Here is a 21,155-nt window from a genome sequence, read left to right on the forward strand (position 1 = left end):
ATCATGGGAGGGCGGCCTCCAAAGTTTGTCTTTGACACGAAAGACCGCAACGATTAAGGGGACCGGCTAGAAATTTTACCGTCTATGCCGGTTTTACGGCGTACACACCGAAACTCATTCGACAATTTGAGGCTTAGACAGTGGCAAAAGCGGACCTTGGTACCAAGCGCACAGACCCCGATACCGGCAAGAAGTTCTACGATCTGAACCGCGACCCGGTCGTTTCTCCCTATAGCGGCAAGTCCTGGCCGCTCTCTTTCTTTGAAGAAAGCACCGCTCAGGCAAAGCTCGAGCAGGCTGAAGAAGAAGAAGTCGCGGAAGTCGATGCCGAAAACACGGAAGTCGAACTCGTATCGCTGGAAGACGCCGACGGCGACAACAGCGGCGACGATATCCCGGACCTGGGCGACGATGACGACGACGTGGAAATCGGCGACGACGACGACACCTTCCTTGAAGCCGACGAAGACGACGATGACGACGACATGTCCGGCATCATCGGCGTACCGGGCGACGACGAAGAAGCTTGATCTTATTGGATAAACCAGCCCGGCGACAAAAAAATGAAGCCGGGCTGTTTTTTGTGCTTGCACTCTTCGATTAGCCGAAGTAGTAAGCCGCCACCGAACGGAACAACAGCCGCTTCGGTTCCCGGAACCGGACGAAATGCCGGAACCCTTATGGGGCTATAGCTCAGCTGGGAGAGCGCTTGCATGGCATGCAAGAGGTCAGCGGTTCGATCCCGCTTAGCTCCACCAAACCTTCTAAAATACAAATTTCTATCGTCCAGCACGGGCGTTCGTGCGGCATTGTCTGTTCTTCGCGTTGACTATTGCAAGAGCGCCCGCACATCCTGCCCGTTGATCCGACATTCCACCGACGGAACGCCGCCGCCTTCTTCCAGCACCCGGCATTCCAGATATTTGCCGCGCAGGCGGTTCTCCAGCGCCTTGAAGGCGTTCAGGCCGCAGGCATAACGGCGGCCGTCAGGTCCGGCGCAAACCCGGTTGCGGTCGATGTCTTCCACGCCGGCGAGGCGGAACTCCTGTCCTTTGAAGGTGAAGCGATTGTTGGACGCAACGCGCAGGCGCTGATCCGCATATATTTTCAGGGGGTATGGATCGGGCGGGGTCGGAATACGCTCATAATTCTGATGGCGGGGATCGACCCTGACCGGAGAGGTCGTCCACAGCGTTTCCGTGTTTGCGGAGAGGCCAGTCGCTGGATATGCCGCCTCGCCATTCATGAGCGAGGCGATGCGGATGCCGGCTATACCAAGCCCCGTGACCAGCACGATCTGAAACAGCAAAATGAAAACCTGCCGAACCATGTCACCGCACATCAAAACAATCGACAAGAAATAGATCGGCGTTTTTCAAGACAGACCGAACGCGATAAATATTACATCAATAAAATCTTGCGCGAGGTGATGTCTCGCACCGTGCCCATCGCCATGATTGGAATGCGGTCACCATCAAGGATAACCCTGCCCGTTGTCCGCAGCCAGCGAAAATCGCCGGATTTGAGTTCGATGCGGTATTGCTGATCATAGAACACGCCGTTCGTCAGCGAGTTGTAAACCGCCTTGGCCACGCGCGCGCGCGAGCCGCTTTCGATCTGATCTATGAAATCCTCCACGGGAATGCCGCGGGCGGCTTTCTCTTCGGAAAATTCGCGCAGGCGAGCCGCCACAGCATCCAGATAAACCAGATTCTGTCCCACGTTCCAGGTGTAATAACCCACAAGTGTTTCTTCGAGATATATATCCTCTAACATCGGCCTTCTACATTATGGATGCTTTTGACGCGGGTCTTAACATAAAGGACGATACGCGACTAACCACAAGCACTTATTCTTTTGTCTGATCGCTACGTAAAGTTTTACATGCGCGGCGGCATCCGCGTTTCCCCGCCCGCTTGTTGGCGAACAGGCATTCCTGTGCCAAAGAAGGTCGATACCGACGCCATCTACCAGAGGAGCCGCCGTGACCATAGGGCTTGCCCACGCCGAACTCATCGCCGTCGTCACCGCCATCACCACGGACGAGCCGCGGGTAATGACCGTGCGGGCGGGCGCGGCACTTCCATCAGGGCCGTTTGAATTCGGACACAGGACGCTTCAGAGCGGGTTGAGAGAGTGGATACACGAACAGACACATCATCCCGTCGGCTATCTCGAACAACTCTACACCTTCGCCGACCGGGACCGCAACAATGACATTCTTGGCGGAAGAACCATATCGATCGGTTATCTCGGGCTGGTTCGCGAACAGGAGCCGCCCGGCAATGGCCGCCCTATCTGGCATGGCTGGTACGAGTATTTTCCTTGGGAAGACCATCGGCAGGGCCGGCCGGCGGTTCTGGACACAATCATCGAGAAGCTGCGCTGCTGGGCGGATTCCGACCCTGCCTGCAAAGGCCAGCGCCATTTACGCGCCGACTTCACCTTCGGCCTTGATGGCGGCGGCTGGAACGAGGAACTGACACTTCAGCGCTACGAATTGCTCTATGAGGCCGGACTGGTCGAAGAAGCCCAGAGTGAGCCTCGGATCAATTTCGGCAGACCGATGTTTGCCGATCACCGCCGCATTCTTGCCACCGGCATCGCGCGCCTCCGGGCTAAGATCAAATACCGGCCTGTAGTTTTCGAACTGATGGCCGACGCTTTCACCCTGCTGCAATTGCAGCGCGCGGTGGAGGCGCTCGCCGGTCTGACGCTGCACAAGCAGAACTTCCGCCGGCTGATAGAACAGCAGCAGCTGGTGGAAGAAACTGGCGACATGGCGACCGAAACCGGCGGACGCCCTGCAAAGCTCTTCCGATTCCGCCAGACCGTTATGGATGAACGCGCCCTTTCCGGAACCAAACTGCCGCTCTCCCGCAATTGACATATGCTCACAATGAGAATATCTCTTTGCCGTAGATATACTCAAATAGAGTATAAATGGGAGAGTGCCGTGAACGAACAGATATCTGCCGCAAGCCTTTACGACCGGGTCAGCCGCGTCATTCCCAAGGCGGAATGGATGGGTTTTCAGGATGATGTGGAGGCGATCCTCGATCTGAAGCGCAGGCGCAACGCCGTCATCCTCGCCCATAATTACCAGACGCCGGAAATCTTCCACGGCGTTGCCGATATCGTTGGCGATAGCCTCGCCCTTGCGCGCAAGGCAATGGAAGTAGAAGCGGATGTGATCGTTCTCGCCGGCGTGCATTTCATGGCTGAGACAGCAAAGCTGCTCAATCCGGGAAAAACCGTGCTTATTCCGGATATGGCCGCCGGCTGCTCGCTCGCCGATTCTATCACGCCCGAAGACATCGCACTTCTGCGCAAGGCCTATCCCGGCGTTCCTGTCGTCACCTACGTGAATACCTCGGCGGCGGTGAAGGCGGCTTCCGACATATGCTGCACCTCCGGCAATGCCCGCCAGGTGGTGGAATCGCTCGGCGTGCCGCGCGTGCTGATGCTGCCGGACGAATATCTGGCGAAGAATGTAGCGCGGGAGACCAATGTCGAACTCATCGCATGGCGCGGCCATTGCGAGGTGCATGAGCTTTTCACCGCCGACGACATCAGGGAATTGCGCGAAAGCCATCCCGGCATCACCGTTCTCGCGCATCCCGAATGTCCGCCCGATGTCGTTGAGGCCGCAGATTTTTCCGGCTCGACCGCTGTCATGTCGGATTATGTCGGCCGGGAAAGACCGGCCCGCGTGGTGCTTTTGACGGAATGCTCGATGAGCGACAATGTCGCCGTGCATCATCCCGATGTCGAATTCATCCGCCCCTGCAACCTCTGCCCGCACATGAAGCGCATCACGCTCGGCAATATCCGCACAGCGCTTGAAGAAAACCGCCACGAGGTGACAATCGATCCGGCTGTTGCGGTCGCCGCCCGCCGCGCGGTGGAGAGGATGCTGGCGGTATGAGTGACGCTCTGTCGCAATATGCGGGCAGGACGGTCATCGTCGGCAGCGGTATTGCCGGCCTGATGGCAGCATTGACGCTCGCACCGCAACCGGTCCTGCTTCTGACCCGCGGCGCGCTCGGTGGCGAAACGTCCAGCGCCTGGGCGCAGGGCGGCATTGCTGCAAGCCTTGGCGCTGACGACAGCACTGCACTGCATCTTGCCGATACGCTCGCCGCAGGCGACGGCCTCTGTGACGCGGCTATGGCAGCAGATATCGTCTCCACCGCCCCCGCAGTCATCGATGCCCTGGAACGAGCCGGAGTTCGTTTCGATCGCGATGCACAAGGCAGGCTCGTTTTCGGGCTGGAAGCCGCCCATGGCCGCCGGCGCATCCTGCATGCCGAAGGTGACGGCTCGGGTGCGGCCATTGTGAGGGCTCTTGCAGCCGCCGTTCTCAACACGCCGTCCATCGCAGTCCTGGAAGGTGCGGAGGTGCGCCGGCTGCTGACAGAAGGCGGGGCCATAGCCGGTCTCATCTGCGCCGGGCAAAAGGGCAGCTTTGTTCTGCCGGCCACAAACGTCATTCTTGCGACCGGTGGCCTCGGCGGGCTGTATGAGGCCACCACCAATCCCACCGGCAATTTCGGACAGGGGATCATGCTCGCCGCGCGCGCCGGAGCCATCCTCACTGATATGGAATTCGTCCAGTTCCACCCAACGGCGCTTTCCTCTCCCCGGCGGCCGCTGGCTCTGGTCAGCGAGGCAGTGCGGGGCGAAGGTGCCGTTCTTCTCAATGAAAGCGGCGAACGTTTCATGGCGACCGTTCCGGGTGCAGAACTTGCCTCCCGCGATATTGTCGCCCGCGCCATCGACCGGGAAATCCTGCGCGGCGGCAAAGTCTTTCTCGATGCCCGCAAGGCGATCGGCAGCGGTTTTTCGGCGCGTTTCCCGTCAATCGACCTGCTATGCCGCGAGGCTGGTATAGACCCCGCCCGCGAACTCGTGCCCGTCCGTCCCGCCGTTCACTACCACATGGGCGGCGTCGCCACGGATGGTAATGGCCGTAGTTCCGTGCCGGGCCTATGGGTTGCGGGCGAAACCGCCTGCACCGGTCTTCACGGGGCTAACCGGCTGGCCAGCAACTCCCTGCTGGAGGCGGCTGCCATGGGCATGCGTGCGGCAAAAGATATTGCCGCCCGACCGGCGTCAAAACGGGTGACAGCTGTCACGCCATTCGCAACGCCTGTTCTTTCGGCAGCAGACCCGTCAGTCGTCCGGCCCATCGTCTCCCGCCATCTCGGCATCGCCAGACATGAAGCGGGGTTGATCAGCGCGATCAGCGAACTTCTCCCACTGGCCGAACAGAGCGGCCCGGCATCCGATCCCGCCATCGTCGGGCTCGCAATCGCCGTCTTCGCCGCCTTGCGAAGAGAATCGCGCGGGGCCCATTTCCGTAACGACTTCCCGGAAAAGGACGCGACCGCCACAAGGCGCAGGCTTTGCCTGTCCGATGTCATCGCCATTGCCCATGACCTCTTATCGTCCAATCTTTTTTCTTCCAGCATTGCGCGGAGCGCCTGACATGACCCTCACCCCTCTGCCACGCATTATCGTGGAGCCGCTTGTCCGCAACGCCCTGCTGGAAGACCTGGGTCTGGCGGGCGACATCACGTCCGCCGCAGTCATCCCCGCTGATCATCGCTCAGTCGTCGTCATGGCGGCGCGTGAACCGGGTGTCATCGCAGGTCTTGATGCCGCAGAACTGGCTTTCCAGTTGGTGGACCCGACAATCGTGATGAGGCGGCAGGTGCAGGATGGCGCGGCGGTCGCTCCGGGCGATATTATCGCGACGATCGAGGGTCCCTCGCGCGGTCTTTTGACGGCGGAGCGCACCGCCCTTAATTTTCTCGGCCATCTCTCAGGCATCGCGTCCGTCACCGCCACAATTGCTGCCGCCATCTCCGGCACCAGAGCCTCGGTTGCCTGCACCCGCAAAACGACGCCGGGCCTCAGGGCGCTGGAAAAATATGCCGTGCGCGCCGGTGGCGGCATGAACCACCGTTTTGCCCTTTATGATGCTGTACTCATCAAGGACAACCACATCGCCGTAGCCGGCGGCGTGCGTGACGCTATCCGCAGCGCCAAGGCGGGTGTCGGACATCTGGTCAAGATCGAGGTCGAGGTGGATACGCTCTTGCAATTGCGCGAAGCGATGGAGGAAGGGGTCGATGCGGTTCTACTCGACAACATGCCGCCGGAACAGCTGCGCGACGCGGTGCAGATCGTCGCCGGACGCGCCATCACCGAGGCCTCCGGACGCATCACGCCTCAAACCGCAGCAGCCATTGCAGCAACCGGCATCGATCTCATCTCCGTCGGCTGGCTGACCCACAGCGCGCCGGTTCTGGATATCGGGCTGGACTTTCAAAGCCAAAGCTGACGAAAGCAAGGAGACCGGAACAAAATCCTCGATTGGCCGTTAATTCCCTGCCTGGGGTCAAGAGGCGGGGGGATCAGTGCGCGCAAAAGCCTGTCCATATGCCTGCGGACCTCTCTCACAAAGGAAAGGCCTGTTATGGAAGACGCACAAATCGGCTGGATTGCAGCAATCATCATCGGCGGCGTAGCCGGTTGGCTTGCCGAACAGTTCATGAAAAGCAACATGGGTCTTTTCATGAACATAATTCTCGGCATCGTTGGCGCCATCGTCGCCAATTTCCTGCTTGGGCTTGTGGGCATTTCGCTCGGAGGCTGGATTGGATACCTTATCGCCGGTTTCATCGGCGCATGCATTCTCATTGCCATCGGGCGCGCATTTCGCCGATAGAGGGAGGACACAATGAGCTTTTTCGACAAGATCAAGAACGCGATTTTTGGCAAGGCAGAGGCTGCACCGCAGACTTCGGCGCCAGCTGGCGCGCCTACGACAGGCGCAAGTCCGGCCGCTCCGGCTCAGCCAGCAGCACCCGCACCGACAGCCGCTGCTCCGGCATCCACCGGCAGCGTCGATGTCGCATCCATTCTGGACGCGGCGGTCAAGCAGAACGGGCAGAAACTCGACTGGAAACATTCGATCGTCGATCTTCTGAAAGCGCTCGATCTGGACAGCAGCCTAACCGCTCGCAAGGAACTGGCAAGCGAACTCGGCTATACCGGTGATACCTCGGACTCAGCCACAATGAACATCTGGCTGCACAAGGCTGTCATCAAGAAGCTGTCTGAAAACGGCGGCAAGGTTCCGGCAGAACTTCTGCATTGAACCAGTGACCGGGAGAACCGCGATGGACGACTATTCAGACTTGCGAGAGCAGATCGGCCAGGACCTCGACACCCTGCACAGGACCGAGAATCCGAAATCGATTTTCGAGATTGCCGACGACTATCTTCTGGGAAACCCAAATCTCAAGAGAGCGCTGGTCGAAGACATCATCAAGGAAGAAGCGGACAAGCGCGGCATCGCGATCCACTGAAACCGCGCGTGTCAATCGCGGCGATTTCTACAAGAAGGGCGGCATCCAGATTGGACGCCGCCCTTTTTTTTGCCCCGTGCCCCGAAGCGTTATTTTTCCGGCTTGGCCTCGGCCTTTCTGGCGTTTTCTTCCATCAGCTCATACCACATGGCGTTCATGACGGCGAAAATGGCGGCGAGAGGCAGGCCGAGCAGCCAGGCGAAATACCACATGTTCGATCTCCTTGTATTTGTTCGATATTAATAAGCGTGGCCGCTGTCTTCACGGATCGCCTTTTCATCCACCTTGCCCCACAGCACGCGATAGACCCATGAGGTGTAAGCGACGATGATAGGGATGAAGATGAGGGCGACGACCAGCATGATGAATAGCGTCATATGGCTCGACGATGCGTCCCAGACCGTCAGGCTCGATTTCGGATCGATCGAAGAGGGCAGGATGAAGGGAAACATCGTCAGACCGACCGTCGAGATGATGCCGAATATCGCAAGCGAACTGGAAAGCAGCGCCAGCACCTCACGCCCGCCCCTTAACAACAGGAAGGCGACGAGCGGGAAGGCAAGACCGAGCGCCGGTGCCAGCATCATCCATGGATGGGCCGCGTAATTCGCAAACCAGACGCCGCTTGCGACCTCGACCGTCTTTGACAACGGATTGGACGGACCGTCGGTCACAACTTCCGAGGTGAAGCGATACCCGTCGATACCGAGCCACAACAATACGCCACCAAGCGCAAAGAGACCTGTGGTGGCAAGTGCTGCAACACTGCCGAAACTGCGGGCACGCGCAGCGACCGGCCCTTCGGTCTTCAGCACCAGCCAGGCCGCACCATGCATCACCAGCATGCAAACGGAAACGAGGCCGCAAAGGATTGCGTAAGGGTTGAGAAGCTCGAACAAAGTCGTGCCGTCGTAAAAAATCCTGAGGTCATCGTTGAAGCGGAAGGGTACGCCCTGCAGCACATTGCCGATCGCCACACCGAAAATCAGGGCGGGAACAAAGCCACCGACAAACAGCGCCCAATCCCAGGTACTGCGCCATGTCGTACTCTCGCGCTTGGAGCGGTATTTGAACCCCACCGGCCGCAGGATCAGTGCAAACAGGGTGGCGAACATCGCCAGGTAAAAACCTGAAAAAGACACCGCATAAAGCGGCGGCCACGCGGCGAAGATGGCGCCGCCGCCAAGGATGAGCCAGACCTGATTGCCTTCCCATACCGGGCCGATGGAATTGATGACGACACGCCGCTCGAGATCCGTTTTCGCAACGAAAGGCAGCAGCGCGCCCGTGCCAAGATCGAAACCGCCGGTCACGGCAAAACCGATCAGCACCACGCCAAGCAGCAGCCACCAGATGACGCGGAGGACTTCGTAGTCGATGAGTTGATGCAATATCATGATCGTTTACTCCGCAGCGACGAGTTTTTCAGGAACGAGCGGCGCTTCCGGCTCGTGATCCGGATCCGGCCCTTTGCGGATCGCCTTCAGCATCAGCCCCATTTCGACGATGAACAGCACCGTATAGATGGCGATGAAGCAGAGAAGCGTAATCAGAACCGTTGAAGCGCTGAGGCTGGAGACGGCGGCGGCCGTCGGCAGCACGCCTTCGATGATCCATGGCTGACGGCCGAATTCCGCGACCACCCAGCCCATTTCCGCAGCAATCCACGGCAGCGGAATGGCGAAGACGGCCACCTTCAGCAAGAACGGATAGTGATCCAGCCGGCGCCGTGCCGAGAGATAAAAGAAGGTCGCCGTCAACAGGATGAAGAACATGCCAAGACCGACCATGATGCGGAACGCCCAGAACAGCGTCGGCACATGCGGGATGGTATCGGCGGCGGCCTTGGCAATCTGCTCCTCCGTCGCCTGGCGCGGATCGTCGACATAACGCTTCAGCAACAGGGCGTAACCAAGCTCGTGGCCGAGTTCCGCAAAGGTGCCACGCACCTCTTCGGGCAGTTCCGCGCCCTTGCCGGTGGCACGTATCTGCATCAGCGCATCATAGGCCTTGATGCCATCGCGGATGCGGGTCTTTGCGAGTTCCACCAGATCGTTGATACCGGGGATTTCCGTGTCCAGCGAGCGCGTGCCGATAAGGCCCATCACCCACGGAATTTTCACGGCGAAATGCGTCTCCCGGGCTTCCTGATCAGGAAACCCGATGGCGGTAAAGGGGGCGGGTGCCGGTTCCGTTTCCCACATGGCTTCGATCGAGGCGAGCTTCATCTTCTGGTGCTCGGTCGAAAGATAACCGCTTTCATCACCCAGCACGACGACCGACAGTGCAGCAGCCAGGCCGAAAGAAGCTGCAACCGTCATAGACCGCTTGGCGAGATCGACATGGCGGCCTTTCAGCACGTACCAGGCGGAAACGCCGAGCACGAAGATGGAGGCAGTGACATAACCCGCAGAAACCGTGTGCACGAACTTCGCCTGGGCGACCGGGTTCATCAGCACCGCGAAGAAATCCGTCACCTCCATGCGCATGGTCTGGGGGTTGAAGGCCGATCCCGTCGGGTTCTGCATCCAGCCATTGGCGATCAATATCCACAACGCCGAGAAGTTCGAGCCGATCGCCACGCACCATGTTGCGATGAGATGGCCGAGCTTGGACAGCTTGTCCCAGCCGAAAAAGAACAGACCGACAAAGGTGGCTTCCAGAAAGAAAGCCATCATCCCTTCGATCGCTAGCGGCGCACCGAAGATATCGCCGACATAGTGGCTGTAATAACTCCAGTTCATGCCGAACTGGAATTCCATGACGATGCCGGTGGAAACACCAAGCACGAAGTTGATGCCGAACAATGTACCCCAGAATTTCGTCATCTGCCGCCAGATGGTGCGGCCGGTCATGACATAGACCGTTTCCATGATGGCGATCACCACGGACAGTCCGATCGTCAGGGGAACGAATAGAAAGTGATATAAAGCGGTAACAGCGAATTGCAGGCGCGATAGCGCCACGATGTCGAGTTCCATGTTTTTACCCCACCTTTCAGGAAAGGCCGGCCTTCTGTTACGAAACGGCGCCGGCCCTGAAAAAATCACTCAGTCCGGACGCAATGTTTGCAGCATTACGTCGTATTCCGGGGTGCCGCTTTGACATTGATCAAGTTGGCGCCCCTCTCTCAGCACGATGATGCGATCGGCAAATTCCGCCTCACGGCGATTGTGGGTTATCATCACGACAGTCTTGCCTTCCGCCCTTGCAAACAACCGGCCGAGCACGTCACGGGCGGTTTCGCCGTCCAGCCCTTCCGTCACCTCGTCTAGAAGCCAGAGTGGTTTGTCGCGTAGAAGGAAACGGGCAAGGGCGAGCCGTCGTGACTGACCGCCGGAGAGACCCTGCCCCGCCTCGCCAAGTCTCGTATCCAGCCCTGCGGCGAGGGTTTTGACATGCTCGCCAAGGCCTGCCGATTGCAGTGCATCCCACAGTTCACGCTCGGTCGCGGCAGGTTTTGCCAGCCTCAGATTATCAGCGATGCTGTCTCGGAAAAGCTGACTTCTCTGCGTCATGAGCGAGCAAGGCAAAGCGCTGACCCTGCCCGCCGCCGGTTGCACTTCACCAGCCAGAAACTGGATGAGGCTGGTCTTGCCCGCACCGCTCGGGCCGATAATCGCAATCGTCTCTCCGGCGGCGATTGCAAGGTTGATATTCGTCAGGACAGGATTTTCGTTCCCATCCCGCTCCAGCCGCACACCATCAAGCTCAGCCACCAGGCCCATGGCAGGCACGCGTGGACAGTTGGCGGCTGCTTCAGCGGAAAGACGCGGCGCAATGCGTCTTGCCGAAAAAAGCGTGCGCCCGAGTTCCATTGCACCACGGCGCAGCGCCGTGAAGGGCTCCAGCGCGGCGAAACAGACAAGCAGGCCGAGGGCGGCAGTCGGCGCGGTCACAACGTCCTGCTCCGCAAGCCAGGCCATGCCGAGGAGAGCCGCACTCAAAAGAACCGCCGCTGAGATGCCGAATGAAAAACCGGCATTGGTTTCGATCCGGTTCAAGCGGTCATCGCAAGCGAGCAGATAATTGTCGGCCCGTTCGATCGCCGCAACCTGCGCGGAGAGACGGGCAGTCGTGAGCAATTCCACCTGCCCGTTGACCAAGTCCGCCGTGCGGGCACGAAGCGCTTCAAGCCCGATTGCCCGGCGACGCGCAAATTTTTCCGCCGTCAACGCCGAGCGCACTGAAATGCCAAGACCCGCCGCAATGAGGAAGAGGGCCGCCAGAACGCCCGCAAGCGGATTGAGGAGGGCAAGACCGATGCCTGTTGCGATTGCGGCGAGGATTGCGACGGCGGCGGGTACCAGCACGCGCAGATAAAGCGAATCCAGCGCGTCGATATCCGCAGTCAGCCGGTTCAGCAGGCGGGCGGGCCTCGCCTCCAGATGTTTCGCCGCCTGCGGTGCGGCAAAGCCACGAAACAGCTTTTCGCGAAGCGCTGCAAGCACGGACAGCGTCGCCTCATGGGTGGTCATGCGTTCGCCATAACGGGCAGCGGTGCGTGACAACGCCAGCAGACGGATGGCCGCCGATGGCGCAAAGACGTCGAAAGCATAGGCCGTCGCAGGGACCAGACCGGCAATCGCGGTCGCAGTAATGAACCAGCCGGAAACGCCGAGAAGGCCTATACCCGCCAGCACCGTGGTTGCTGCCAGAACCGCGCCAACGAGCAGCATGCCGCGACGTGCCGACCAGAACAGGGAAATGACAGGTTTCAATATGGCAAAACGCGCGATCATGACTGCCCCCTCGAATGGATCGTCGTCATATTCACGACCCTGTCCATGCGCGCGGCGAGCACAGGATCATGGGTTGCGACGATCAATGTCCTGCCTTTTGCGAGTTGCAGCAGGTTTTCGGTGACAAGCGCAGCCGTCTCCCGGTCAAGATGCGCTGTCGGTTCATCGACCAGCACAAGCTGCGTCGCCGGATCGGCGAAAGCACGCGCAATGGCGAGGCGCACCGCCTCCCCGCCCGAAATACCGTAGCCGCCGTCTCCTATAGGCAGATGCCGGCGTGCTTTCGACAATGCATCCAGCCCGGTGTAGCGCAGCGTCTCATCGACCATGCCTTCGCTGACACCGGCGCGGCCAAAGCGAATATTCGCCTTCAGGGAACCGGCAAAAAAGAACGGCTTCTGGCTGACCCAGCCGATTGTCTTGCGCAGTCCATCGGCCGTCGCATGACCAAGCGTTACGCCCCCGATCCCTATTGTACCGCCGTCAGCCTCGGCCAAGCCGGCAATCAAGGAGAGTACAGTGGATTTACCACAGCCGGAAGGCCCAAGAATCGCAACTGTCTCGCCTGACTGGACCGTAAGATTTAGATTCCGAATGACAGGCGGAGCATTCGGATAGGCGAAGGAGAGATTAGCCAACTCCACCAGACCGGGCGTTGGAAAAGGGGCCATTGCGACCTCCTTACCCTCACCCACGATGGCTTTGCCAGCCCGCGTCAATGTGTCGAGCGCGCCCAGCGCCGCCTCGCCGGCTGCGCGGTCGTGCCAGACGGCGGACAACTCCCGCAGCGGTTCGAAAAAGGCAGGCGCCAGAAGCAGGATGAACAGCCCCTCGGCAAGTGTCAGCTTCTCGCCCCACGCGCCGAAATCGAGAAAACCGAGCAGATGGAAACCGATATAAACGGCTGTCATGGCAACGCCGAGGGCAGCGAAAAGCTCCAGCACCGCCGAGGACAGAAAGGCGATCCGCAGGACAGCCATCGTCCGCTTCTTGAGGTTCTCTGCGTCCGTCCGCAGGCGTCCAGCGGTCAGATCAACGGCTTCCAGTGCGCGGATCGTTTCCAGGCCGCGCAGGCGATCGAGCAGGAAAGCATTCATGTTGCCGGTCTCGGCCAGCTGCTTTTCACTGGCAGCCTTCGCCTGCCAGCCGATCAGCGCCATGAAAAGCGGGATAGTGGGCATGGAAAGCAGCAGAACAAGCGCCGCAATCCAGGTAAATGGCAGGATTGCCAGCACGAAAACCAAGGGGACAATGGTAGCTTTCATCCGCGCAGGCTGGAACCTGGAGAGATAAGGTACCAGCGCTTCGGCTGCCTCCGCGATGACGCTTGCCGCCTCGCCGGAGGCCGTGCGCGCCAGATCAAGCGGCGACACCTCCGCAACGGCATGAAGCGCTTGCAGCCGCCGCCGCGAAAGGGCGGCACGCGCGGCGCGAAACGACAGTCTCGCGGCAACTTTTTCCAGCCATGCCTTGATGAGACCGAGAACGAGAACAGCCACGGCCGCCGGCAGGATTGCCGTCATCGGCGCACCGTCGGCAATGTTTCCGACCGAAAATGCAAGCAAACCCGCCTGGGGCAACCAGAGCAGAGCCGGCAGGACATGCAGCAGGGCGACCGATCTTCCTACCGCGGGTGCCTTCGCGAGTTCCGCCGTACCGACACCCTTGTCATTGGCGGATTTACCGAAGAAGCGCCGCCGTGCCTTGTCGGGAGAGACCGCCGCTGGAACTGGACAGTCTGCATCATCGCCATTGGCGGATTGCCGGATTTCTGCGGACATGCTCACGGACGATCTCCTCACCTGTCCTTCTTGGTACGGGGTCTGGCAAGAGAGACGATCTTGTCCTTGGCCTCCAGAAGCTTCGTGACCTTCGAGCCGAGTGCCAGAAGCGAAGCCAACCGCTCCGTCTCCAGCTTCTTCACATCGTCATACCAGCCGGTGAGCTGCTCGATCAGCGTTTTCATCTCATCGATGCGCTTCTGCGCATGCCGCTCCTCTTCGTTTTCCGGCTTCTCCATCAGGATTTCACGAAGCACGCTGAGTGTCGGGTCGATCTCGCGCTTCTTGCGCTCTTCGGCAAGGGTGCGCAGAATTTGCCACACATCCTCCGGCGTCGTGAAAAAATCGCGCCGGTCGCCGGGGAAATGCTTGAGAATTGCAAGGTTCCACGCCTGAAGCTCCTTCAGGCTCATCGACACATTGGAACGGGAAATGCCAAGCGCCTCGACAATGTCGTCGGCGCAGAGCGGCTGCGGTGAAATGTAAAGCAATGCATAGACTTGGCCGACCGTGCGGTTGATGCCCCAGCGGCTGCCCATCTCGCCGAAATGCAGCACGAAGGACTGAACGAGCGGAGAAAGATTGGTGGGCATTTCTTTGCTTCCTGTATTTTCAGTAATTTCTGAAATTTCGATAAAGCAAAAAATGGCAAGCGGCAAATCACCTTTTTGACCTGCGTCAATATGTGCAAATCAGAAGAGGCCGCGTCTGCCGGGGATCAGGGCTGCGCCCTTTGGCACACTTTCCCGGCCCGCGACGCACGAAATGATATCGATAACATCAAAGACGTCATGTTGTAGATGGAAGCGCGCGCGTGAAAAATCGGCGGGGATTAATCCACCGCCGATCAAGACGTCGACAAACCGGCGTGCGCAACAGGCGCTTACGAAAAAGCGATCTGCACCTTCATGGCGCGGCTGCGGTCGGAGGCAAATTCGAAGGCCGAGATGGCGTCATCGAGGTCCACCGTCTGGGTGATGAACGGCTTGACGTCGATCAGGCCTTTGCGCATCAGTTCGACGCCCGTCGCGAATTCCTCGTGGAACCGGAAAGAGCCGCGCAGATCGAGTTCCTTGGCAGTAATCGCCATCATCGGCAGGCTCATATCGCCACCAAGGCCAAGCTGGACGATGATGCCGCGCGGACGCAACGCCGTAATCCCGCCCGCCAGTGCAACGGCGGCACCGGAGCATTCATAGAGAACGTCGAAGGTTCCCTTGTTCGCGCCGTACGCCGCCAGCGCATCAGGCTCATCCTTGCTGTTTATGACGCGGTCCGCGCCCGCTTCCCGCGCCTTGGCAAGCGTGAAGTCCGAAAGATCGGTCGCGACGATTTCAGCGGCACCGGCACGGCGGGCAGACAGGATGGAGAGAATGCCGATGGGGCCGCAGCCGGTGACGAGCACGCGTTTTCCGAGCAAATCGCCGGCGCGGCGGGTGGCATGCAGCGTTACCGCCAGCGGTTCCGCCATAGCTGCCTCACCGGCACTCAAACCGTCGGCCGGAACGCATTGCAGGGCATCCGCGATGAGAACCTCGCGGAAAGCGCCCTGAATATGCGGAAACGGCATGGCGCTGCCATAAAAGCGCATGTTGAGGCACTGATTGTGCAGGCCTTCCTGGCAAAAGCGGCAGGTCCTGCACGGACGGGACGGCGAAACCGCGACCAGACCGCCAACCTTCAGCCCCTCGACGCCCTCGCCCAGCTCCTCAACAATGGCGGAGACCTCATGTCCCAGCACCATTGGTTCGCGAAGCCGTACCGCGCCGAAACCGCCGTGATTGTAATAGTGAAGATCGCTGCCGCAAATCCCGCCCCGAGCCAGACGAAGACGCACTTCTCCTGCCCCCGGCGCCTCCTCCGGCCGCTCCTCGATGCGCACATCCTTTGCCCCGTGGGCGACAATCGCTCTCATAAATATCTCCCGTTCGATATCGCGCCTTAAACGGCGCAACAAAATAATCCCTATCCCAATCATTGCCGCCGGCCGCGTCTCCGCCGCCCTGCAGCCTCCCCGCGCGCATGTTGCGTACCGGAAACAGGCGTTTAAGCCTTGACATCCACGTCTGAAAGGGATGAATGTTATCGATAACATAAACCGGCATGAAAGCAATGTCGAGAGACTGGAGGAAACAGTGGGCCTTAATTTGTTCGATCTTTCCGGCCGCCGCGCCCTGATCACCGGCTCGTCGCAGGGCATCGGTTTTGCGCTGGCGCAGGGCCTGGTGGAGGCGGGAGCCGAAGTGGTGCTGAACGGCCGCGACGAGGCAAAGCTGAAAGCAGCCGCCGCAGGAATCAAGGGTGCCAAGACGCTCGCCTTCGATGCCACCGATCATGATGCGGTGCGCAAGGCCATCGACGGTTTCGAGGCGGAAGTCGGCCCCATCGATATTCTGGTCAACAATGCCGGCATGCAGCACCGCACACCGCTGGAGGATTTTCCGGCGGACGCCTTCGAGCGCCTGTTGCAGACAAACATCGCCTCGGTGTTCCACGCAGGGCAAGCCGTCGCGCGTCATATGATCAGCCGTGGACGTGGCAAGATCATCAACATCGCCAGCGTCCAGACCGCTCTTGCCCGCCCCGGTATCGCGCCGTACACCGCCACCAAGGGCGCCGTCGGCAATCTGACGAAGGGCATGGCGACGGACTGGGCGAAATATGGCCTGCAGTGCAACGCCATTGCGCCGGGCTATTTCGACACGCCGCTCAACGCGGCCCTGGTGGCAGACGAGACGTTTTCAGCATGGCTTGAAAAACGCACGCCCGCCGGCCGCTGGGGCAAGGTCGAAGAGCTTGTCGGCGCCTGCATTTTCCTGTCGTCCGATGCCTCGTCTTTCGTGAACGGACATATTCTTTACGTCGACGGCGGCATTACCGCCTCGCTTTGAAGAAGCCGTAACCACGACGCTTTGGGAGGAGACCGTGAGCACCATGACCGAGAAGAACAAAATCGCCCTCATTGGCGCTGGCGCGATGGGCGGCGCGATCGGTACGCGGCTGATCGAGACCGGCAATCACCTGACGGTTTTCGATCTGGACGCGGAAAAGGTGGCGGCTTTGACCAGCCTTGGTGCGCATAGCGCCGAGACGGCGGCGCAAGCGGCTTCGCTCTCCGATGTCGTGATCCTCAGCCTCAATTCGCCGAAAATCGTCCGCGCCGCCGTTTTCGGCAAAGATGGCGTGGCGGCGGGGGCCAGGCCCGGCACGCTGATCATCGACATGTCCTCCATCGATCCGGAAGCGACAAAAGAACTGGCGGCGGATGCGGCTGAAAAGGGGCTGCGCTGGGTGGACAGCCCGCTTTCCGGCGGCGCGCCGAAGGCACTCGTCGGGCAACTGACCCTGATGGCCGGCGGCACCGAAAAGGATGTGGCCGATGCCCATCGCGTGCTGCGGCACGTGGCCAGCAACTACACCCATATGGGTCCAAGCGGCGCAGGCCAGACGACGAAGCTCATCAATCAGGTTCTTTGCGGGCTGAACTTCCTTGCCGTAGCGGAAGCAACGCAGCTTGCGCTGGATGCCGGCGTCGATGCCGCCAAAATTCCGCAGGCGCTGAAAGGCGGCCGCGCCGACAGCGCAATCCTTCAGGAATATATGCCACGTTACGTGGCGAAGGATTACCGCCGCACTGGCCGCATCGACAATATGGTCAAGGACCTGAACGGCGCGCAGGATCTGGCTCGACGCACCAACACGGCCATGCCGCTGACGGCGGTTTGCGCCGAGGTGCACCGCATGCTGACAGCGGCGGGACTTGGCGGCGAGGATCAGGCCGCCCTAATGGAATTTTTCACCGGCGCGAAACGCACCTTCACGGAATGATTTGCGCCATGGCCAGGGCAATAAAACCTTAGAGGCCGAGCTGACGCGAGGTCATTAAGGTGTGCCACCGTCATGGCCATTGCGAAATGTCTCCGCAGCGAAGATGATCGGGCGAATCGGCGGCGCAATCGGCCCGACGGCCGCAGACGCTTGCATGAAGGACAATTTCCCGATGACCACTTCCGCAACAGGCACGGGGATTGCCAGCCTGACCGTTTCCGGAAACGGCTTCAGCGCCGAGATCGCTTATGAGGGCGCGACCCTTCTGAGCTGGCGGCCACGACTTGCCGATGGCAATGCAAAAAACCTTGTCGACGGCTATTCGTCGCTTCAGGAATTGCAGTCGCAGAACGGCGTGAGAAACGGCATTCTCGCCCCCTTCACCAATCGCATTCCTCAGGGCCAATTTAAATTTGGCGGGGAGATGCACCGTATCGAGCCGGTGCTTGCCCACGAGGACCTCGTCTTCCACGGATTTGCCCGTGCCCTGCCCTTCGCCCTCGACCGATCTTTCGAGGAAAACGACGCGCACATTATCGTCTTTCGTGCCGAGATATTGCCGGCCGAATTCAAGGGCTATCCCTACCATCTCGCCATCGAGGTGGAATACCGGTTTGCCGGCCATGCGGTTACCATCGATATACGCGGCATCAATGGCGACGACCGGCCTTTGCCCTTTGCGGCCGGCTGGCATCCCTATTTCCGTCTGCCCGGCATATCCTCCATCGACGATCTCCTTCTCACCCTACCGTCGCGAACAGCGATCGAAACGGACGAGAATTTGATACCACTCACCGACAGTGAGACGGGCATTCTCAAACGGGACGATGCAGCGTTTCTTTCTGCCGCGCCGCTCGCAGGCCATGTGCTGGATGTCTGCTTTACCGATCTGATCCCATCCGCAAACGGGCTTTACGAGACTAGGATCGAAAACCGGAACGATGGTTCGAGCCTGACCGTTTGGCAGGAGCGCGGCCACATGCATGTCTTTACCGGCGATACGCTTGCCCGCGACAGGCGAAAATCCATCGCGCTCGAACCTGTGGAAACACCGACAAACGCTTTCAACCAGCCGCAACTTGAAGCGGACATCACCCTTCAACCGGGCGAGACCCGAAGTTTCCGCTTTGGTTTCCGTTTTGAAGCCGAGCGCTGAAAAAAGACCAAATATTGCGATCAGATATGCGTCGTCGGGAGTGAAGACGACAGCTTCACCGTCTCCATGGAGATATAGGCGGACATGTCGTAAAGCTCGACCCGCCGGAGGATCTGTTTGTAGATGGTGTCGTAATATTCGACATTTGGAAGCACGAGTTTCAGAATATAATCGAAATTGCCGGTCAGCCGGTGCACCTCGACGATCTCCGGTATGGTGCTGACGGCGGCATGGAACCGGTCCAGCCAGTCCTCCGCATGCAGGCCGGTTCTCACGAGCAGGAAAACCGTGGTCGGCAGGTTGATTTTCCGCCGGTCGAGCAGCGCCATCGTGCCGGTCACATATCCTTCCGCACGCAGACGCGTGATACGGCGGGAACAGGCGGAAAGCGATAACGACACCTCATCCGCGATATCGGCGAGAGGTGTTTCTGCATTCTCCTGGAGAATCGCAAGGATTCGGCGGTCACGGTCGTCAATCATTGTTTCAGAATGCACCGGTTAACGTAGTGACGCAAGAAATTTGCGAACTGAGCATAATGCACGCCCAGAATTTGCAATCTGCCTTCTAAATCCCTGAAAAAACGCATGCCGTTTTCATCGCGGCAATGGCATTCTTGTCATCAATCAAACTTTTATAAGGGAACGCCTATGAAACGGATCGGTCTGATCGGCGGCATGAGCTGGGAATCCACCGCAACCTATTATCGCATGATCAACGAGGCCGTTCGTGACAGCCGCGGTGGGCTCGTATCGGCCGATATCGTCATGCATTCGCTCGATTTTTCCGAGGTTGTCGCCCTTCAGAAGGCTGACCGCTGGGATGAGGCCGGCGCGCTTTTGGGCGCTGCGGGTGCGCGTCTTGCCAATGCGGGTGCCGATTGTGTGCTGATCTGCACCAACACCATGCACCTCGTTGCGGAAACCGTTGAAAAAATGTCGGGCGTCACTCTCATCGACATCATTGATGAAACTGCCACCGCATTGAAGGCGGATGGACGCCGCAAGCCGCTTCTGCTCGCCACGCGCTACACGATGGAACATGGCTTCTACACCGACCGCATGCGCCGCCACGGCGTCGATGTGGTCGTGCCCGATGCGGATGACAGGGCCGCCATCCACGACATCATTTTTGGCGAATTGTGCCAGGGCGAGATCAAGTCGTGCTCGCGCGAGCGCTACATGTCGGTCATCGAGAAAGCGCGTGCGCTCGGCGTCGATTCCGTCATTCTCGGCTGCACCGAAATTTCCCTGCTGATCGATCCCGATGCCCTGCCTTTGCCGGGCTACGATTCGACCGCCATTCACGCCCAGGCCGCTGTCGGCTTCGCGCTCGGAAACAAGGCCCTGAACAGAGCTGCATGAATGTGCCGCCTTTTTGCCTATTCCGGTAAACCGGTCTGGCTCGACAGTCTTCTGATCGAGCCGGAAGCGTCGCTGGTCAGCCAGTCCATGGCCGCAAGGGAAGCTAAAACCGTCGTCAATGGCGACGGTTGCGGTCTTGGCTGGTATGGCGAGCGCGGAACGCCCGGCGTTTTTCGCGACACCAGACCCGCCTGGTCCGACGCCAATCTGGCCGCCCTTTGCCACCAGCTTCGCTCGGGCATGTTCATGGCCCACGTCCGCTCCGCCACATCAGGCGAAGTATCCCGTGCCAATTGCCACCCCTTTGCGCATGGTCAATATCTCTTCATGCATAACGGCCAGATCGGCGGCTACGAGCAGATCAGGCGCGACATTGATTCCCTCATACCCGATGATATTTATTCCGCCCGGCGCGGCACCGGCGACAGCGAAGCCATCTTCCTGATTGCCGCCGGCCACGACCTTGATGCGGACCCAGTTCGGGCCATTTCCACCGCGCTGCGCCTCTGCCTGGAAAAGATGATCGCGGCGGGTGTTTCTTCCGCGTTGCGGTTCAGCGCCGTGCTGATGGATGGCGATTGCCTGCACGCCTTCCGCTGGTCAAGCGACGACAAGCCGCCAACGCTTTACTGGCGCGGGCTTGAAGAGGGCATCGCGCTAAGCTCGGAACCCTTTTCCTTCGATTGCACCCCGTGGTGTGCGGTGCCGCCAAATACCCGGGTGACGATCCGCGCCGGCGGTATGACCACTGAACCTTTTTCCCTGCCGTAAACGTCGCATTTCATGACGACCGAGGCCATTTTTTTCAGTTTGGCCGCCACCGGTGGGCGCGGCTGCGGCAGCGTCGTGTTTATTTTCATTGAATTATCTCCGCCGCGAAGGCTAGTGTGTGATCCGATAGACCG

Annotated in this window: 23 protein-coding genes and 1 tRNA gene; 14 read left to right on the forward strand and 10 right to left on the reverse strand. The window is 59.6% G+C overall.

Annotation, left to right across the window (positions count from 1 at the left end; translation table 11 throughout):
- The first annotated feature begins 140 nt into the window (after positions 1-140).
- A complete protein-coding gene (locus QE432_RS03300; RefSeq protein WP_004431900.1) occupies positions 141-530 on the forward strand; it encodes a TIGR02300 family protein in 390 nt (129 codons plus the stop codon).
- Between the two features lie 152 nt (positions 531-682).
- Positions 683-758 (forward strand) — tRNA-Ala (locus QE432_RS03305).
- A gap of 71 nt (positions 759-829) precedes the next feature.
- On the opposite strand, the gene QE432_RS03310 is transcribed toward QE432_RS03305, so the two are convergent.
- Together QE432_RS03310 and QE432_RS03315 are read right to left on the reverse strand one after the other, a co-directional pair.
- Positions 830-1,330, reverse strand: coding sequence for a hypothetical protein (locus QE432_RS03310; RefSeq protein ID WP_025595216.1), 501 nt, complete (start codon positions 1,328-1,330; stop codon positions 830-832).
- Between the two features lie 71 nt (positions 1,331-1,401).
- Positions 1,402-1,776: a PAS domain-containing protein gene (locus QE432_RS03315; RefSeq protein WP_004431894.1), complete on the reverse strand. Its 375-nt coding sequence runs from the start codon at positions 1,774-1,776 to the stop codon at positions 1,402-1,404.
- 208 nt (positions 1,777-1,984) lie between these two features.
- Between QE432_RS03315 and QE432_RS03320 the strand changes: the two genes are divergently transcribed.
- The 7 genes from QE432_RS03320 to QE432_RS03350 all read left to right on the forward strand — a co-directional run bounded on the left by QE432_RS03320 (position 1,985) and on the right by QE432_RS03350 (position 7,379).
- Complete coding sequence (locus QE432_RS03320) at positions 1,985-2,887, forward strand: NUDIX hydrolase (protein WP_306623359.1); 903 nt, start codon at positions 1,985-1,987, stop codon at positions 2,885-2,887.
- Positions 2,888-2,956: 69 nt separating this feature from the next.
- Positions 2,957-3,928, forward strand: coding sequence for a quinolinate synthase NadA (gene nadA / locus QE432_RS03325; RefSeq protein WP_013762087.1), 972 nt, complete (start codon positions 2,957-2,959; stop codon positions 3,926-3,928).
- The gene (locus QE432_RS03330) at positions 3,925-5,490 is read left to right on the forward strand and encodes an L-aspartate oxidase (RefSeq protein ID WP_111802026.1); all 1,566 of its coding nucleotides are present in this window, start codon (positions 3,925-3,927) and stop codon (positions 5,488-5,490) included. Before nadA ends, QE432_RS03330 begins: the two co-directional genes overlap by 4 nt.
- A gap of 1 nt (position 5,491) precedes the next feature.
- Positions 5,492-6,349, forward strand: a complete 858-nt coding sequence (nadC, locus tag QE432_RS03335) for a carboxylating nicotinate-nucleotide diphosphorylase (RefSeq protein ID WP_111802027.1) — start codon at positions 5,492-5,494, stop codon at positions 6,347-6,349.
- A 135-nt stretch (positions 6,350-6,484) separates the two neighbouring features.
- On the forward strand, positions 6,485-6,736 hold the full coding sequence (locus tag QE432_RS03340) for a GlsB/YeaQ/YmgE family stress response membrane protein (protein WP_004431872.1): 252 nt from the start codon (positions 6,485-6,487) through the stop codon (positions 6,734-6,736).
- A gap of 12 nt (positions 6,737-6,748) precedes the next feature.
- Positions 6,749-7,168 (forward strand): DUF3597 domain-containing protein, encoded by a 420-nt coding sequence (locus QE432_RS03345; protein WP_004431862.1) that lies wholly within the window; start codon positions 6,749-6,751, stop codon positions 7,166-7,168.
- Positions 7,169-7,190: 22 nt separating this feature from the next.
- Positions 7,191-7,379: a hypothetical protein gene (locus tag QE432_RS03350; protein WP_038494645.1), complete on the forward strand. Its 189-nt coding sequence runs from the start codon at positions 7,191-7,193 to the stop codon at positions 7,377-7,379.
- A gap of 89 nt (positions 7,380-7,468) precedes the next feature.
- Here the strand turns inward: QE432_RS03350 and cydX are convergent, their stop codons facing one another.
- From cydX to QE432_RS03385, 7 genes are all read right to left on the reverse strand, one after another.
- A complete protein-coding gene (gene cydX, locus QE432_RS03355; RefSeq protein WP_003498405.1) occupies positions 7,469-7,591 on the reverse strand; it encodes a cytochrome bd-I oxidase subunit CydX in 123 nt (40 codons plus the stop codon).
- A 27-nt stretch (positions 7,592-7,618) separates the two neighbouring features.
- Positions 7,619-8,776, reverse strand: a complete 1,158-nt coding sequence (gene cydB / locus QE432_RS03360; RefSeq protein WP_111802028.1) for a cytochrome d ubiquinol oxidase subunit II — start codon at positions 8,774-8,776, stop codon at positions 7,619-7,621.
- 6 nt (positions 8,777-8,782) lie between these two features.
- Entirely contained in the window at positions 8,783-10,360 is a 1,578-nt protein-coding gene (locus QE432_RS03365; protein ID WP_013762083.1) for a cytochrome ubiquinol oxidase subunit I, read from the reverse strand.
- A 69-nt stretch (positions 10,361-10,429) separates the two neighbouring features.
- Complete coding sequence (gene cydC / locus QE432_RS03370) at positions 10,430-12,121, reverse strand: thiol reductant ABC exporter subunit CydC (protein WP_111802029.1); 1,692 nt, start codon at positions 12,119-12,121, stop codon at positions 10,430-10,432.
- Positions 12,118-13,902, reverse strand: coding sequence for a thiol reductant ABC exporter subunit CydD (gene cydD, locus QE432_RS03375; RefSeq protein ID WP_306623933.1), 1,785 nt, complete (start codon positions 13,900-13,902; stop codon positions 12,118-12,120). The genes cydC and cydD overlap by 4 nt, the downstream gene beginning before the upstream one ends.
- Positions 13,903-13,919: 17 nt before the next feature.
- A complete protein-coding gene (locus QE432_RS03380; protein ID WP_111802072.1) occupies positions 13,920-14,495 on the reverse strand; it encodes a GbsR/MarR family transcriptional regulator in 576 nt (191 codons plus the stop codon).
- A 290-nt stretch (positions 14,496-14,785) separates the two neighbouring features.
- Positions 14,786-15,817 (reverse strand): L-idonate 5-dehydrogenase, encoded by a 1,032-nt coding sequence (locus QE432_RS03385; protein ID WP_004431840.1) that lies wholly within the window; start codon positions 15,815-15,817, stop codon positions 14,786-14,788.
- Positions 15,818-16,037: 220 nt separating this feature from the next.
- On the opposite strand from QE432_RS03385, the gene QE432_RS03390 reads away from it, so the two are divergent.
- From QE432_RS03390 to QE432_RS03400, 3 genes are all read left to right on the forward strand, one after another.
- Entirely contained in the window at positions 16,038-16,793 is a 756-nt protein-coding gene (locus QE432_RS03390) for an SDR family oxidoreductase (RefSeq protein ID WP_025595224.1), read from the forward strand.
- Between the two features lie 43 nt (positions 16,794-16,836).
- On the forward strand, positions 16,837-17,730 hold the full coding sequence (locus QE432_RS03395; RefSeq protein ID WP_013762078.1) for an NAD(P)-dependent oxidoreductase: 894 nt from the start codon (positions 16,837-16,839) through the stop codon (positions 17,728-17,730).
- A 172-nt stretch (positions 17,731-17,902) separates the two neighbouring features.
- Positions 17,903-18,886, forward strand: a complete 984-nt coding sequence (locus QE432_RS03400; protein WP_013762077.1) for an aldose 1-epimerase — start codon at positions 17,903-17,905, stop codon at positions 18,884-18,886.
- 20 nt (positions 18,887-18,906) lie between these two features.
- On the opposite strand, the gene QE432_RS03405 is transcribed toward QE432_RS03400, so the two are convergent.
- Positions 18,907-19,368, reverse strand: a complete 462-nt coding sequence (locus tag QE432_RS03405; protein WP_003498392.1) for an Lrp/AsnC family transcriptional regulator — start codon at positions 19,366-19,368, stop codon at positions 18,907-18,909.
- Between the two features lie 168 nt (positions 19,369-19,536).
- Here QE432_RS03405 and QE432_RS03410 point away from each other — a divergent pair, with 168 nt between their 5' ends.
- Together QE432_RS03410 and QE432_RS03415 are read left to right on the forward strand one after the other, a co-directional pair.
- On the forward strand, positions 19,537-20,250 hold the full coding sequence (locus tag QE432_RS03410) for an aspartate/glutamate racemase family protein (RefSeq protein ID WP_065663244.1): 714 nt from the start codon (positions 19,537-19,539) through the stop codon (positions 20,248-20,250).
- Positions 20,251-21,021, forward strand: coding sequence for a class II glutamine amidotransferase (locus QE432_RS03415; protein ID WP_111802031.1), 771 nt, complete (start codon positions 20,251-20,253; stop codon positions 21,019-21,021).
- Positions 21,022-21,155 lie beyond the last annotated feature (134 nt).

The organism is Agrobacterium sp. SORGH_AS_0745, from assembly GCF_030818995.1.
GTDB lineage: Bacteria > Pseudomonadota > Alphaproteobacteria > Rhizobiales > Rhizobiaceae > Agrobacterium > Agrobacterium tumefaciens.